Here is a 13,745-nt window from a genome sequence, read left to right as displayed (position 1 = left end):
GTTTCAGCAAAAGCAATTGCATGTTCCATGGTTTCAGTATCACGGATTTCACCAATCAAAATGACATCAGGTGCCTGACGCAATGTATTTTTTAAGGCATGGTGCCAAGTATGGCAATCTACACCTACTTCTCGGTGGGTAATCATTGATTTTTTATGTTTATGGACATATTCGACTGGATCTTCGACCGTAATAATATGTCCTGCTGAGTTTTCATTACGATGGTCAATCATGGCTGCCAATGACGTAGATTTACCTGATCCCGTACTTCCAACTACCAATATTAGGCCACGCTTTTCCATCATGACATTTTTCAAAGATTCTGGGAGTTTGAGCTTTTGGAAGGTGGGTATTTCTGACGTAATAGTTCGGATGACCATGCCGATTTGTAGTTGTTGCTTAAATACATTTACACGAAAGCGTGATACTTCTGGAATGTTAATTGCAAAATTACATTCCCATTCATTTTCAAATTCTTGGCGTTGTTTTTCGTTCATTAAGCTATATGCAAATAGCTTAGTTTTTTCTGGGGTTAAAATTTGCTGACCTAAAGGACGCATTAAACCTTGGAGTTTAATACTCGGTGGAAAATCTGCTGTAATGAATAAATCTGAGCCGCCATATTCAACCACTTTGGTCAACATATGAAACATAAACGTTTTGGCTTCTTCTAATAATTCCGCGTTATACATGGATGTACCTAAATTTTAAGACAAGACTAGATTGAGTCAGATAGTGTGAAGTTAAAACTAATCATGCAAAGGAAAACATATCCTTGTTTCTTTAAAATGAAGTTTCAAAAGTTCTGTAAGTCATTTCATGGGTTTTCATTCACGCTGAATGAGATTACAAAAGTTGCCTTGCTGATTGTGATTGGATTATTCCAAAAATAAACCAATCGATCTAGTTTGATTTTTATTTATTATATGAATATCAATACAATGTGAGAATTTTTGTCATTTTCTTACCAAAACGAGCTTTTTTATCTGTGATTTGAAACTACTTTTAAAAAAACGGATGTTCCACGTGAAACGTGACGATGATTGGTTGGCTTTTGGTTGTGACTGAGTAAGCTGTGCAATTTATGAGGATAAGCCTGATTAAAATAGCGCTAATTTTGAGTTGAGTATGAGACATGTTAAAAAGAATCGCTTTATTTTCATTGTTGAGTTGCACGTCTGCAATGATTTTTGCAAATGTAGAAACCTTAAAAAATAATTTAAATCAGCAATATCCCAATATTCATGTTAGCAATATTCAATCAACAGAAATGACAGGACTATATAGTGCAAATTTAGATAATCAGATTATTTATTTGGATGAAAATGCCCAACATATGTTTATTGGTTCGATGGTTCGTTTAAAAGATCAAAAGAATCTGACCAAGGACTTGGTCCTAAAGCAAAATTCAATTGACTGGAAACAATTACCTTTAAAAGATGCAATAAAAACGGTAAAGGGCAATGGTAAACAGCAGCTCGCTATTTTTTCAGATCCGAATTGCCCCTATTGTAAGAAATTAGAAGCTGAACTGGATAAGCTCAATGATGTCACCATTTATACGTTTATCTACCCATTAAAAGCACAATCGATTACCGTCTCAAAATCGATTTGGTGTGATCCTAACCAAGCTTACGCGTGGAAAAACTTATTGCAGAAGAATGTACAGCCTAAAGAAAAAAACTGTGCTAATCCGATTGATCGCAATCTAGAATTAGGGAAAAAATTAGGTATAGAAGGAACACCAACGCTGATATTCGGGAATGGCCTGAAAATGGTTGGCGGGCGGAGTGCTGAAGACATTCGGATGATTTGGAAAGAACTCGGTTTATAAATAAAAATGCCCAATACATTGTAATAAAATGATTTGGGCATTTTTAATTTATTTTGTTCTAACTTTTCTTGGTGACTAGATTGTAGATGAATAAAATAATAATGGCACCAATGACTGATGCGATAAAGCCAGCCGCTGAGTTTTCACCATATAATCCAAGTAAGCGGCCACCGTAGGTTGCTAATAATGAACCTGCAATCCCTAATAAGGTGGTAACAATAAATCCTGCTTTATCTTCACCAGGATGCAATGCACGGGCAATTAAACCTGCAAAAAAACCGACCACAATCGCTACAATGAGAGACCACATCACCTTTTCTCCTTGTTTTACCATAGTATTTGTTTGTTACTATCCTGCTAGATTTAGCCTAACTCTGTCTGTAGTGGATTACTGAGTTATGTCGTATTTTTGTGCAATCTTTATCGTGCTTTGATTAACAAGCTAGAATAAAAAAGGCGCTTCAAAGCGCCTTTCATAATTGATCAAAGACCGATTTCACCAATAAATGGTAAGTGACGATACTTTTGATCGAAATCTAAACCGTAACCGACAATAAAGCGATCTTCGACTTCAAAACCTAAGAATTTTACTTCTAAATCAATCTCACGGCGTGAAGGTTTGCTCACCAAAGTACAAAGTTCAATTGAGTTTGGATTACGTGTTTTGAGCATTTCAACGACTTTGCTCAAGGTATTCCCTGAATCAATAATATCTTCAACAACAAGAACATCTTTACCGTGAATCTCACCATCAAGATCTTTTAAAATTTTGACATCTCGGGTTGAAACTGTCCCACCACCATAACTAGAAACAGTCATAAAATCGAGTTCATGTGGTTTTTCGATTGAACGGCATAAATCTGCCATAAAAATGACTGAGCCACGCAATAAACCAATCAATACCAGTTCTTTATCACTTTGAGCATAGTGTGCATTGATTTTGTCACCAAGTTCTTTGACTTTGGCTTGAATCTCTTCACTTGAAATCATAATGCGCATTGCAATGGTCATCGGTAGATTCCTAAAAATTAAAAACGGGAAAATAAAAAAGGTGTTGACCTGCAACACCTCGAAATCTTGAGCTAATACGACAATTTTAAAACAAAATCAGATTTCATGCACCTTTTGATGATGAAGAAAATGTTTCATTTTGAGCAGATGCACTGTCACGTTTCAATAGCACTGCAGATCCAATAGCCAACAATAAAAATCCAAACTTTTGTTTGTTTAAAATTTTAGTTTTGACTATAGGCTTTTTGTCCATAGATATAGGTTGCCTCGACATTTCGATCATCCCCCATGGTAAATAATGCAAATAGACTATCTTCAAGTGATTTTGCACGAGACTGACGTAATTGTTGCAATGCTGTTGGCTTGAGATTTAACACCACAAAATCAGCTTCTTTACCGACATTAAAATTACCCAGCTTGTCATCGAGATCTAAGGCTTTTGCACCGCCTAAGGTCGCATGATACAGCGATTCGTAAGCTGATAATTTGTCACCTTGCAACTGTTGTACTTTGTAAGCCTCATTGACCGTTTGCAATAGACTAAAAGAAGTCCCTGCCCCAACGTCGGTTCCCAAACCGACTTTAACCTGTTGCTGCCATGTCTTCTTCAATGGGAATAAACCACTGCCTAAGAACAGATTTGAGGTTGGACAAAACGCAATTGCGGAGTCAGTCTCATGCATACATTGCCATTCAGCATCTTCTAAATGAACGCAGTGAGCAAATACAGAACGCTGACCCGTTAAGCCATAATGATGATAGACATCTAGATAGCCATTTTGTTTAGGGAACAAATCTTTGACCCATGCAATTTCATCTTTATTTTCGCTTAGATGTGTATGTACATAAACATCAGGATATTCAGCTTTGAGTTGTCCTGCTCTTTCAAGTTGTTCAGGTGTAGAGGTTGGAGCAAAACGTGGTGTGATGGCATATAAAGCACGACCCTGACCATGCCATTTTTCGATCAGTGCCTTAGAGTCGTCATAGCCGATGTCTGCGGTGTCACACAGGGCTTCAGGTGCATGACGATCCATCATGACTTTACCTGCAATGAGACGCATTTGATGCTGTTGTGCGGCTTTAAATAAAGCATCGACCGATTCAGGATGTACCGTACAAAAGACTAATGCTGTGGTGGTGCCATTTTTAAGCAGTTCATTCACAAAAAACTTGGCGATCTCGCTTGCATAAGCTTTGTCTTTAAACTGGATTTCAGTTGGGAACGTATAAGTGTTTAACCAACTCAAAAGTTGTTCGCCGTAAGCACCGACCATTTCCGTTTGTGGAAAGTGAATGTGTGTATCGATCATGCCTGGGATGATCAACTGTTCTGGATAATGCTGAATATCAACGTTTGCAGGAAGATGGTCTTGAGCAGCGTTCCACGTGCCAAACCAGCGAATTTTGCCTTGTTCCGTGATGAGGACACCATCTTCGAGATAACGGACTTGATCTGCAATTTGATTTGCTTGAGCAACAGTTTTTTGAATATCTAAGAAGCGACCACGAATAACAGTGATGGGAGTAGCCAAAGTCATAACAACCTACAATTTTACTTTTTTCGATTGATTGTACTCGATTTTGCTAGTTTTACTGGATTATTCGTCTAATTTAAGTATAGAAAGCCTAGCGAGGTATGAGTAATTGATTGAATCAATTCACTTTACTTTTCGATGTAAATACGTAAATTGTCAGCAATAATTATACTTTTTGGAAAAAATAAAGATGTATTATTGGAATACCAAAGCATTAGCACATGAGTTAGCTGAGGACACTCTAAGTAAACAACATTATAAAAACTATTATCTCGCAGCGGCATTGGTGGTGAGTGCAGTGTACTATTATGGTATGTATTCGCCTTATTCTGATATTCGAGTTATTGGGATTGAAGCTGCATTGACTCTTTTGATTATGCTGATTGGGATTCAACGGACTTATCAAGCCAATGGTGCTGATCAAGGTGTCCATTTATTAAATCGAGTCACGGCGTTGTCTTTTCCTATTTTGATGCAAAATACTGTGTTTGGAATTGTTTTTGGGCTAGTTTTATTGGGAATTTATCAATATTTTGGTTTAGCGCAAACCGCATTTGAAATGTGGTACGAATGGTGTGTTTCTGCTTTTACCATTTTTCTGCAAGTTTTATTTTTTACTCGTTTGGTGTCTTATATGAAACGGGTTGCAGCGCATAGGATTTAAGTCTGTCTTTTATGATGATATAGCGTATGAGTGATTAGGATGAATATTGAATTACGCTTTACTTTTGATGGATCAAAAGTAAAAAAAAAATCCTTTATTTAGCTGATGGTACCTGCCTGATACCACAGCTAAAGCAGCGGCAGCCATGCCGCTGGGCACGATAGGATATTATGAGATTTACTTTCAAAAAATAAAAACTGTAGATGATTTAAATAGATAGAAGTCTTGTCTTTCACTCCACAAAATAATGGGCAGCAAAATGAGCATCATTGCCGATAATGTCATAGCAGTCTTCTCGAATAGACATACCAGCACATTGATGTCCGACCATCCATAAACCGAGCGTTGGTAGCTGTCCTGAAAATAATGGAGTCTCTACCCATTTTTGTACCACATAGCCATATTTATCATAGTCATCAAAATAGAAACTACCAGAAGCAGCTCCTTGATCTTGACCATTCTGCAACACTCGGATATTTGCCCCTTCCCTTGCTAAGATCGGTTTTTTCACCCATTTGCCAGAGAATTTTTGCTGTGGATCAAAATGATGGGTCTCAACCAAAAGAGGATGATTTGGATAACGTTTCCAAAGTTCGACTAAAATCGCTTTATTGGAGAGTAGCATTTTCCAACATGGCTCGATCCAGTTCGTTTGTGGACTCAGATATTGAGAGAATGATTCTTCCCAAATCCATTCCCAAGGGTATAACTTGAATAGGTTTTGAATCGGTTGATTATTCAGATCAACAAAACCTTGTCCATCCCATCCAATATTTTCCATTGAGAGTTCAGAGACCTGTAGATGTGCCTGAAAGGCGGTATCCATCAAATATTCAAGATTACCCCAATCCTCTCGCCCTGCCTCCTGACAGGCTGCAAAATGCACGTGACTTCCTCGCGGTAGAATCGTTCTCCAACGCTTAATCAAGTCTTCGTGAATACTGTTAAACTGATCTCGATTCGAAATCCCAGATACTTGTTCGATCCATAGCCATTGTGCTACTGATGCCTCTAACAGTCCTGTGGGAGTATCAGCATTGTATTCCAGCATTTTGACATTGCGCCCATCATAGGCAAAGTCAAAGCGTCCATATAGCATCGGCGCATTTTGTCGCCAAGACTGCTCGATTTGTGCAATTGCAGCAACTGGAATCTGGAAATAATCAGGATAATTACCGCGTTGAATCAAATCACTTGTCACAGCTAAACACATTTGGTGGAGCTCATTGGCCGCATCTTCAAGCTGTTCAATTTGCTTGAGTGTAAATTCGTAGGCAATTCCTTCTGACCAGTAAATTGAGCCATCAAGTGAAGGTAAATTAAAATAATCGAAACCAATTTTTTGGTGTTCGAGTTGCCAGTCTGTGCGGGTTGCTAATATTTTTCTTTTCATCTTGAGTTTCAGTCTTTTTAATTAGCCGCCAAATGATGAGCCGCCACGACCGAAACCGCCACGAATAGGTGATGATACAGAATAGCGTTTTGCAGTGGTTGAAATTGAAGGTTGTCCCACACTGAGATTGGTATGTGGCCTCAAAGTATTGCCTTTAAAAGAGACTTCACGATTATGTTGATAATATTGTGGTCCTAAATAACGCCCAGAACCAAAACCACCATAATAGCGAACTCCAGCAGTAGAACTTCCGCTCCCTGAGCTATTTTCTTCTTCACAAGTTTCAGTATTCCAGTCTGTTGCACAATCATATTGATTGTTATAAACATCTTGTACTAGAGGTCCATCATTATGGCTACAGGCAGTCAGTAATAATGGTACAACAACAAGATTAATTTTTTTAGAACGCATGAGACCCCACTCATTTTAATTTGCTTGATCGACATAAATATGTGAGCAAGTCTTGTTTATTATGTTTCTGATTAAGAAAGATAAAAGCGATAAGCCGACATATCATATTGATCTGTTTTTTTAATGTATAGTCTATTCTTATATTTTAAATAATAAGGCATCCAAATTTTATTAGATGCCCTATATGCTGTATTAAAGTTGCGGTTGTTTTTTGTTGTGACGTAATGATAAATAAGCAGTAATACTTAATACCAATATGATAAAGCCTAATGAGATCCAGATTGGCATATGGAATACATCAAGCAATAACATCTTCGCACCAATAAACAATAAGATAATACCTAAACCATAAGGTAAATAATGTAATTTAGATGCAGCGCCAGCAAGTAAGAAGAACATTGCGCGTAAACCCAAAATCGCCATTAAGTTTGCTGTTAATACAATAAACGGGTCACTGGTTACCGCGAAAATCGCAGGAATAGAGTCGACCGCGAAAATAACATCAGATGCTTCAACTAAGATTAAAACTAAAAATAAAGGTGTTGCCCACAACACGCCATTTTGACGGACGAAAAATTTATTACCTTCAAGTTGAGGGGTAATACGCATGTGTTTGCGTAACCATTTCAGTAATTTAATATCTTCAATATTGGTTTCTTCATCTTGACCTTTCAAGAATTTAAAACCTGTATACACAAGGAATGCACCGAAAATATAAAGTACCCAAGAAAACTCTTGTACGAACCAAGCCCCAATAAAGATAAAGATGGTTCTTAAAACAATCGCACCTAATACACCATAAAGTAAGATTTTACGTTGCAATGCAGGTGGAATTGCAAATGCTGCGAAGATCATCAACCAAACGAAGACGTTATCGATTGCCAGTGATTTTTCCAGTAGATAACCTGCGAAGTATTCCATGGTTTTTTGATTCGCAAGGGTGAGTCCTACTGTTTGCTGTAGATAGAGCCACAAGCCCCCACCAAATAGCGTTGCTACAGTGACCCAAGCAATACTCCAGTAAGCGGCTTGCTTGATTGGAACATCTTGATTTTGTTTTTGTTTAAAGCCTAAAAAATCGACCAAAAGCATGACTGTGACAAGGCCGAAGAATACGACATACAGCCATAGATTACCGATAGTTTCCATCACAACTCCCTATCTAGCAACTGGGCATAAAAAAACCTTGACCAGTTGCCAGATGAATAAATACATCTGTTTCAACATGATCAAGGTCTTGCCTACATCACATATCGATTGTGATGCTCAGAGTCCGACTTTTTGCAAAGTGTAATGACGAAGCTCTGACACCTAAGTATTTAAACTACACTACCTAGGTTTGGAGGAGGCTACTCCCCTTGTCAAACTAATTCTGTATGGATGGTTACATCCAAAGTAGTTATAGAATTACACAATTTACGTATTAGCGCAAATTTTGTGTGAATAAATTTTCAACAATATTTTATGATGCAGACAGAATAGAGCTTTCATCCCCACGAGTTGGGCTAAAATTTACAGGCTTTTGATGCCTTGAGAAGAAGATATGAGTGTTGAACATCATCAAATTAAAAGATTAAAGTTATTTGCACCCCGAGATCCAGAAGAACAGTATCGTGTAGCTACGCCTTTAGAACTTTTATTTGATCTCATCTTCGTGGTTGCGATCGCAACGGCAGGTCAGCAACTTCATCATGCGATGATCGAAGGTCATCTTTGGCATGCTTTACCTACCTACTTTATGGTGTTTTTTGCATTATGGTGGGCATGGATGAATTTCACTTGGTTTGCCTCCGCTTATGATAATGATGACACCTTGTATCGTTGTTTAACCTTTGTGCAAATTTTGGGTTCATTGGTGATGGCGGCGGGGATTCCCTCAGTGTTTCAGCAGCACGATTTCGATGTAATTATTATTGGCTACATCATCATGCGCTTGGCCTTAGTCACCCAGTGGATACGTGTGGCAAAACATGACCCTGAACGAAGAGTAACAGCATATCGTTATGCAATCGGAATCGTCTTGGTTCAACTTGCATGGTTAATTGGTAATTTTAGTTCAATTCAACTGACTCCACTGATGTTCTTATGCTTGGTCGGCTTAGAACTGGCTGTTCCTTTTTATGCTGAAAGACATACTGCTACGCCATGGCATCCCCATCATATTGTGGAGCGTTATGCATTATTGACCATCATTGTACTGGGTGAGTCGATTATTGGTAGCTTCGCAGCTATACAAGATGCTTTTTCTAATCATGTTTTAAATATAGAAGAAATTTTCCTAATAGTCGGTGGACTCTTGATGATGTTTGCGATGTGGTGGGTCTATTTTGATCGAAGTCATCACCATCATCAACGTCGAGGTGTGCAACCTTTTTTATGGGGATATGGGCATTTCTTTATTTTTATTAGTATCGCAGCTCTCGGTGCAGCCTTAGCAGCCGCTGTTGATGTGTCGACACAACATGCACACATTTCTAGCCAAATGATGGGTTTAGTGATAGCGACTTGTTTGGCTGTTTATAGCACCTATCTCTGGTTATTTTATGAAGCTTTTTATTTACGCGGCTGGCGTCGTTGGGTTTATCCAATGACCATTTTAATTTTATTCTGTATCCCTTTACTATTTACTCAGATTGGATACAGCGTCTTTGCGATGGCTGTAATTTATGTCTTCAGACTGGTTTTTTCAAAGACGTATTTAATGAATTGTGTTGATGAGCCTGTACATTCAAGCCATTCTCCTCATTAAGTTTCATAAGTTGATCGTACCTCCAAACAAGCTATGGCAGCACTGCTGTAGCTTGTCCTGAGTGAAAGACATTTAAAATTTCTGCACGTAAAAACTGATGTCTTGCATTGTGTTTGACATGCTCATGCCAATACATACCCATATTGATTTTGGGTAATTCAATCGGAAGTGCATGAATCTGTAAATCTTTTGAATAGTGTAGATGTTTTAGAATACTTTGAGGGATAGTCAGTATTGCATTTGGGTGCTGCGCTAAGACCTGTAAAGCTGTTGAATAGTGCTGACAGCGTAGAAAAATTTGCCGAGACAATTGTTGTCGATTTAGATAAATATCCTCTAATAATAACCCCGTACGCCGTGATGACACACCAATATGCGGTGAAGATAAATAGAGTGATAAATCCATTTTAGTTTGCTGAGTGCAGACTACAAAATAATCTTCAATCAGGTTTTCAAACTGTAAATGAGCTTGAAACGGTTGTACTAAGTCAATCACAAAATCGATTTGTTGTGCTGACAAATCAGCCAACATATTTTTACGATCAAGTTTAGAACTAAAAAACTGGATATTGAGATTTTGCTTGGCAAAGTGATTGACCAATTGAGGAAAAATAATGGGTTCGATTTCATCATGAATCGCGATTTTTATACTTTGTAGCATGCTTGGCATAAAATCTTGCTGAGGCATAGCGATTTTTTGAATACTCAATAAAGCCATTTGAATCGGCTGATAAATCTGCTCAGCATAAGGCGTTGGCAGCATTTTTTGCCCGTTTCGAACAAATAAATCATCCCCAAGTTGCGTGCGCAAACGCTGCAAGGCGTGGCTGACCGCAGATTGGCTGATACACAACAATTGCGCGGCTTTGGAAATGCTCTTTTGTTCAAAAATCGCAATAAACAGCGGATATAAATTAATATCAATACGATGAAAGTGAGCCACTTCCAATGGGCTAGTATTATGAATCTGATTCATAGTTTTGAATAAAATAAAATCATTTCATTCATAATAAATTTTCGCTTATGGTGATGTAAAGCAGCGAATCAATATTCGCCACATTTTACATTGAGGGAAATGATGATGTTTGCATTATCTGAACGCGCACAGGATTTTATTGCACGAACGCAAGCCTTTATTCAACAAGAAATAGAACCGATTGAAAAAGCCTTCTGGGATGAAGTCCATCATCTCAATGTGGATGGTGACTGGACCAAGTGGCAGTGGCCAGAACAATTACAACAATTGAAAGATAAGGCTAAAGCGGCTGGCTTATGGAATATGTTTTTGCCCGATGTGGAATTGGGTGCTGGTTTATCGGTTCACGAATATGCGCATATTGCCGAACTGACTGGACGTAGCTTACTTGCACCAACCGTATTTAACTGTAATGCACCTGATAGCGGCAACATGGAAGTGTTATGGCGCTATGGTAGCGAGGCACAAAAACAGCAATGGTTGCAACCTTTGCTTGCAGGAGAAATCCGTTCAGTGTTCTGTATGACTGAACCCGCCGTGGCTTCCAGTGATGCTACTAATATGCAGGCCACGGCGGTGATTGAGGGGGATGAAATTGTACTGAATGGCCGCAAATGGTGGTCATCGGGCTTGGGCGATCCCAATGCCAAAGTGATTATTTTCATGGCCTATACTCCAGACCCGAATAAAGACCGTCATCATCAACATTCAATGGTACTTGTGCCGATTGATACGCAAGGCGTGACCATTGAAAGAATGTTGCCTGTGTTTGGCGATTACGATGCACCGCATGGGCATGGACAGGTCAGTTTTGACAATGTGCGTGTACCCGTCAGCAGCTTTATTGGGGGGGCAGGACAAGGTTTTGAAATTGCACAAGGTCGTTTAGGGCCTGGGCGGATTCACCATTGTATGCGTTGTATTGGTGCCGCAGAGAAAGCCCTAGAGCTAATGATTGACCGTGGTATGTCACGCAAAGCCTTTGGTAAAGAGATCCTTAAATTGGGGGGCAATTTAGAGCGGGTTGCTGATGCCCGTGTGCAAATTGACCAAGCCCGTTTATTAACGCTGTATGCCGCTTATAAGATGGATACTCAAGGCAATATGGCAGCATTGACCGAAATCTCAGCCATTAAAGTCGTAGCACCCACTGTATTGCAAAATGTAGTGGATATGGCGATTCAGATTCACGGTGGTGAGGGTGTGTCACGGGATACCCCACTGACTGCTTTCTTTAACCAAGCACGAAGTTTACGTTTGGCTGATGGGCCTGATGAAGTACATAAAGGCATGATTGCTAAATTAGAATTGAAAAAACGTGGCTATGGTCGTGGATAAGGATAAAAGAAAATGGCAGTGATTGATGTGGGTGGTCAGGTTCGTCATGGTGAGGAACTCGATCTAGCGGCAGTGGAAAGATGGTTAAAAAATCAGGGTGTGGCGCTACAAGGACAGGCACAAGTCACTCAATACTCGGGTGGTGCATCCAATTGGACTTATCGTTTACAGTATGACAATGCTGATCTGATTTTGCGCCGTCCACCCAAAGGCACTAAGGCCAAATCGGCACATGATATGGCACGTGAATATAACGTTCAGAAATATCTTGCACCGTTTTACCCTGTCCTGCCTGAAATGCTGGCACTGTGTCAGGATAACAGTGTAATTGGCTGTGATTTCTATGTCATGAAACGGATTGAGGGCATTATTCCACGCGCCAATTTACCCAAAGAATTACAACTGGATGAGCAACAGGCTCAACAGCTGTGTTTGAATGTGCTGGATAAGCTGATTGAGTTGCATCAAGTACCGTATCAAGGTACTGAGCTGGAAAAACTGGGTAAAGGTGATGGCTATTGCCGCCGTCAGGTTGAAGGTTGGGATGCGCGTTATGCCAAAGCCTTAACACCGAATGTTCCCGATTTTGCTTTTGTGCGCCAGTGGTTGCTGGAACATATCCCAACCGATACTAAAACCTGCGTCATTCATAATGACTGGCGTTTTGATAATGTCATTTTAGATCCACAACAACCGACTCAGGTGATTGGTGTATTGGATTGGGAAATGGCGACACTAGGCGATCCATTGATGGATTTGGGCAGCGCCCTTGCCTACTGGATTCAGGAAGATGATGATGCTTTGATGAAATCCAGTCGTCGCCAACCGACCAATTTAAAAGGCATGCTGACCCGTCAGCAAGTGGTCGATTATTATCTGGAGAAAACAGGTTTGCAACCTGACAACTGGGCATTTTATGAAGTGTTTGGTTTATTCCGTTTAGCCGTGATTGCTCAACAGATCTATTATCGTTATTACCATCAACAAACTGATAATCCAGCCTTTAAGGATTTTTGGATTATGATTCATGCGCTGCATATTCGGGCCTTAAAACTGATTGCTCAAGATAATCAGCAAGCACAGCAACTGCTACCTGAATATGCTGCAAAACTAGGGGATATTCTAAAACGATGAGCACAATCTATTTGGTGCGACATGGGCAAGCGTCATTTGGTGCAGCAAGTTATGATCAGCTTTCAGCCAAAGGTGAACAGCAAGCGCAGGTGGTGGGTGATTTTTTTAAGCAAACCCTGAAACATACGCCATTGGTCGTGGCTGGTTCGATGCAACGTCATCAGCAGACGGCGCAATTGGCTTTATCACAAAGCTTTCATGATGCAGCGATTCAAACCGAATCGGCATGGAATGAGTTTGATCACCAACATGTATTTGCACAATACGAACCGCGTTTTAATCAGCCTGAATTATTGAAGCAGGATGTTGAATTGGTGGCCAATCCACGTGCTTACCTTGCCAAAATTTTTGATGGGGCGATTGATCGTTGGATTGGAGAACAATATGACCATGAATATCATGAAACCTGGTTGGGTTTTCAGTCTCGGGTAGAAAATGCCTTACAGCTGTTATGTCAGCACATTGATGCAACCCAGCAGCGTCAAGCCGTGGTATTCAGTTCTGGCGGTGTCATTTCTGTGGCGGTTGGCAAGGTATTAGGTTTGGATGCCAAACAGATTTTTGCACTGAACTGGTCAATTGCCAATGCCAGTATTACTACCTTGCGTTGGACCGATGGTCGTTTGCAATTACTCAGTTTTAATGAGCATCATTATTTAAAAGCGCGTGATGCTGAACTTTTAACATGGATTTAAAA

14 protein-coding genes are annotated in these 13,745 nt (G+C 39.7%); 6 read left to right on the top strand and 8 right to left on the bottom strand.

The genetic code is table 11. The annotated features are described in order from the left end of the window. On the bottom strand, positions 1 to 692 hold a 692-nt coding region (locus tag AAV96_RS03640; RefSeq protein WP_046738374.1), incomplete at its 3' end, for an ATPase, T2SS/T4P/T4SS family. Positions 693 to 1,135: 443 nt separating this feature from the next. Here AAV96_RS03640 and AAV96_RS03635 point away from each other — a divergent pair. Then, positions 1,136 to 1,834, top strand: a complete 699-nt coding sequence (locus AAV96_RS03635) for a DsbC family protein (protein ID WP_046738373.1) — start codon at positions 1,136 to 1,138, stop codon at positions 1,832 to 1,834. Positions 1,835 to 1,892: 58 nt separating this feature from the next. Here AAV96_RS03635 and AAV96_RS03630 read toward each other — a convergent pair whose 3' ends face one another. From AAV96_RS03630 to guaD, 3 genes are all read right to left on the bottom strand, one after another. Continuing rightward, positions 1,893 to 2,144, bottom strand: coding sequence for a GlsB/YeaQ/YmgE family stress response membrane protein (locus AAV96_RS03630; protein ID WP_004660536.1), 252 nt, complete (start codon positions 2,142 to 2,144; stop codon positions 1,893 to 1,895). Positions 2,145 to 2,317: 173 nt separating this feature from the next. Beyond that, complete coding sequence (gene hpt / locus AAV96_RS03625) at positions 2,318 to 2,845, bottom strand: hypoxanthine phosphoribosyltransferase (RefSeq protein WP_004660534.1); 528 nt, start codon at positions 2,843 to 2,845, stop codon at positions 2,318 to 2,320. Between the two features lie 224 nt (positions 2,846 to 3,069). Next, on the bottom strand, positions 3,070 to 4,386 hold the full coding sequence (gene guaD, locus AAV96_RS03620; protein WP_046738372.1) for a guanine deaminase: 1,317 nt from the start codon (positions 4,384 to 4,386) through the stop codon (positions 3,070 to 3,072). Positions 4,387 to 4,573: 187 nt separating this feature from the next. Here guaD and AAV96_RS03615 point away from each other — a divergent pair, with 187 nt between their 5' ends. Beyond that, the gene (locus AAV96_RS03615; protein ID WP_046738371.1) at positions 4,574 to 5,047 is read left to right on the top strand and encodes a hypothetical protein; all 474 of its coding nucleotides are present in this window, start codon (positions 4,574 to 4,576) and stop codon (positions 5,045 to 5,047) included. A gap of 232 nt (positions 5,048 to 5,279) precedes the next feature. Here the strand turns inward: AAV96_RS03615 and AAV96_RS03610 are convergent, their stop codons facing one another. The 3 genes from AAV96_RS03610 to AAV96_RS03600 form a co-directional block, all read right to left on the bottom strand. Continuing rightward, positions 5,280 to 6,440 carry a glutathionylspermidine synthase family protein gene (locus AAV96_RS03610; protein ID WP_046738370.1) on the bottom strand — a complete coding sequence of 387 codons (1,161 nt, stop codon included), beginning with the start codon at positions 6,438 to 6,440 and terminating at the stop codon, positions 5,280 to 5,282. 21 nt (positions 6,441 to 6,461) lie between these two features. Continuing rightward, on the bottom strand, positions 6,462 to 6,851 hold the full coding sequence (locus AAV96_RS03605) for a hypothetical protein (RefSeq protein ID WP_005219039.1): 390 nt from the start codon (positions 6,849 to 6,851) through the stop codon (positions 6,462 to 6,464). A 192-nt stretch (positions 6,852 to 7,043) separates the two neighbouring features. Continuing rightward, complete coding sequence (locus AAV96_RS03600; protein WP_046738369.1) at positions 7,044 to 8,000, bottom strand: TerC family protein; 957 nt, start codon at positions 7,998 to 8,000, stop codon at positions 7,044 to 7,046. A 394-nt stretch (positions 8,001 to 8,394) separates the two neighbouring features. Between AAV96_RS03600 and AAV96_RS03595 the strand changes: the two genes are divergently transcribed. Beyond that, positions 8,395 to 9,600: a low temperature requirement protein A gene (locus AAV96_RS03595; protein WP_046738368.1), complete on the top strand. Its 1,206-nt coding sequence runs from the start codon at positions 8,395 to 8,397 to the stop codon at positions 9,598 to 9,600. Between the two features lie 31 nt (positions 9,601 to 9,631). On the opposite strand, the gene AAV96_RS03590 is transcribed toward AAV96_RS03595, so the two are convergent. Then, complete coding sequence (locus AAV96_RS03590) at positions 9,632 to 10,576, bottom strand: LysR family transcriptional regulator (protein WP_046738367.1); 945 nt, start codon at positions 10,574 to 10,576, stop codon at positions 9,632 to 9,634. 105 nt (positions 10,577 to 10,681) lie between these two features. On the opposite strand from AAV96_RS03590, the gene AAV96_RS03585 reads away from it, so the two are divergent. The 3 genes from AAV96_RS03585 to AAV96_RS03575 are packed head-to-tail and all read left to right on the top strand — an operon-like array spanning position 10,682 to position 13,743. Continuing rightward, positions 10,682 to 11,914 carry an acyl-CoA dehydrogenase family protein gene (locus AAV96_RS03585; protein WP_171249111.1) on the top strand — a complete coding sequence of 411 codons (1,233 nt, stop codon included), beginning with the start codon at positions 10,682 to 10,684 and terminating at the stop codon, positions 11,912 to 11,914. A gap of 12 nt (positions 11,915 to 11,926) precedes the next feature. Continuing rightward, positions 11,927 to 13,048: a phosphotransferase family protein gene (locus tag AAV96_RS03580; protein WP_046738365.1), complete on the top strand. Its 1,122-nt coding sequence runs from the start codon at positions 11,927 to 11,929 to the stop codon at positions 13,046 to 13,048. Next, positions 13,045 to 13,743, top strand: a complete 699-nt coding sequence (locus tag AAV96_RS03575) for a histidine phosphatase family protein (RefSeq protein WP_046738364.1) — start codon at positions 13,045 to 13,047, stop codon at positions 13,741 to 13,743. Before AAV96_RS03580 ends, AAV96_RS03575 begins: the two co-directional genes overlap by 4 nt. The last annotated feature ends 2 nt before the right edge of the window (positions 13,744 to 13,745 follow it).

Source organism: Acinetobacter sp. AG1 (genome assembly GCF_001005525.1).
Lineage (GTDB): Bacteria > Pseudomonadota > Gammaproteobacteria > Pseudomonadales > Moraxellaceae > Acinetobacter > Acinetobacter modestus.
This window is presented reverse-complemented; position numbering and strand designations above follow the sequence as displayed.

Bases quoted from the DNA above. Each gene is read 5' to 3' on its own strand.
- AAV96_RS03575 (WP_046738364.1), top strand. From the start codon at position 13,045: ATGAGCACAATCTATTTGGTGCGACATGGGCAAGCGTCATTTGGTGCA.
- AAV96_RS03580 (WP_046738365.1), top strand. From the start codon at position 11,927: ATGGCAGTGATTGATGTGGGTGGTCAGGTTCGTCATGGTGAGGAACTC.
- AAV96_RS03605 (WP_005219039.1), bottom strand. From the start codon at position 6,851: ATGCGTTCTAAAAAAATTAATCTTGTTGTTGTACCATTATTACTGACT.
- AAV96_RS03630 (WP_004660536.1), bottom strand. From the start codon at position 2,144: ATGTGGTCTCTCATTGTAGCGATTGTGGTCGGTTTTTTTGCAGGTTTA.
- AAV96_RS03595 (WP_046738368.1), top strand. From the start codon at position 8,395: ATGAGTGTTGAACATCATCAAATTAAAAGATTAAAGTTATTTGCACCC.
- guaD (WP_046738372.1), bottom strand. From the start codon at position 4,386: ATGACTTTGGCTACTCCCATCACTGTTATTCGTGGTCGCTTCTTAGAT.
- hpt (WP_004660534.1), bottom strand. From the start codon at position 2,845: ATGACCATTGCAATGCGCATTATGATTTCAAGTGAAGAGATTCAAGCC.
- AAV96_RS03590 (WP_046738367.1), bottom strand. From the start codon at position 10,576: ATGAATCAGATTCATAATACTAGCCCATTGGAAGTGGCTCACTTTCAT.
- AAV96_RS03615 (WP_046738371.1), top strand. From the start codon at position 4,574: ATGTATTATTGGAATACCAAAGCATTAGCACATGAGTTAGCTGAGGAC.
- AAV96_RS03585 (WP_171249111.1), top strand. From the start codon at position 10,682: ATGTTTGCATTATCTGAACGCGCACAGGATTTTATTGCACGAACGCAA.
- AAV96_RS03600 (WP_046738369.1), bottom strand. From the start codon at position 8,000: ATGGAAACTATCGGTAATCTATGGCTGTATGTCGTATTCTTCGGCCTT.
- AAV96_RS03610 (WP_046738370.1), bottom strand. From the start codon at position 6,440: ATGAAAAGAAAAATATTAGCAACCCGCACAGACTGGCAACTCGAACAC.
- AAV96_RS03635 (WP_046738373.1), top strand. From the start codon at position 1,136: ATGTTAAAAAGAATCGCTTTATTTTCATTGTTGAGTTGCACGTCTGCA.